This window comes from Blastococcus litoris, assembly GCF_003075095.1.
Lineage (GTDB): Bacteria > Actinomycetota > Actinomycetes > Mycobacteriales > Geodermatophilaceae > Blastococcus_B > Blastococcus_B litoris.
Window position 1 is genome coordinate 1 of record NZ_QCZF01000029.1, and the last position, 580, is coordinate 580.

Annotated in this window: 1 protein-coding gene; it reads right to left on the minus strand. The window is 37.8% G+C overall.

Features of this window, described 5'->3' with window-relative positions; all coding sequences use genetic code 11:
* Positions 1-316: 316 nt before the first annotated feature.
* A partial coding sequence (locus tag DCS98_RS23430; protein WP_206340406.1) for a hypothetical protein occupies positions 317-580 on the minus strand: 264 nt, incomplete at its 5' end.

Below are 580 nucleotides of genomic sequence, written 5' to 3' on the forward strand. Positions count from 1 at the left end.
ACTTTAGCCCTACTATTAAGATCTACGTAGATTTTAATATTATTTCTAATAGTGATTAGTATATAAAAATAAGTTCTAGTCCCTATAATAGGGGAAGGAGATAGGGTTATAGGGTCTACTCTATCTCTTTGATTTTTCCTTATTATACTATTTATACTACTACCGACTTAGAAGGTTAATTCTTATAGTAATTAGGCGCGTAGTACTCTTCGCTTCTATATTTATAGTATTAGTTTTATTTCCTATTTCTCCTAATATAGTTTAAACCTTTATAGGGAGATAGTTCTATATCCTTGTCGTCACGGTCCTCTTTTCGCTAGGTATTTTCGTTGTTATTTCCTTTGTGAAATCCCGAGGAAGTAAAACGTTTTCGTAAGGGCTTCGTTAGTTTATCGGTACGCTTTCTTTTGCGTGCTTGTTCGGTTTTTTCAAGGTCCCAGAAATGGTAGGCAAGGTCAATCATCTCTTCCCGGATCTCTGGCAATTTAATCACGTGTCGCCGAATCGCTGACTGCAGGTCATACTGTAGCTTAGCGAAGTAGGAAAGTGCTCTCTCCTTTTCCGCCGACCGTGGGAAGTG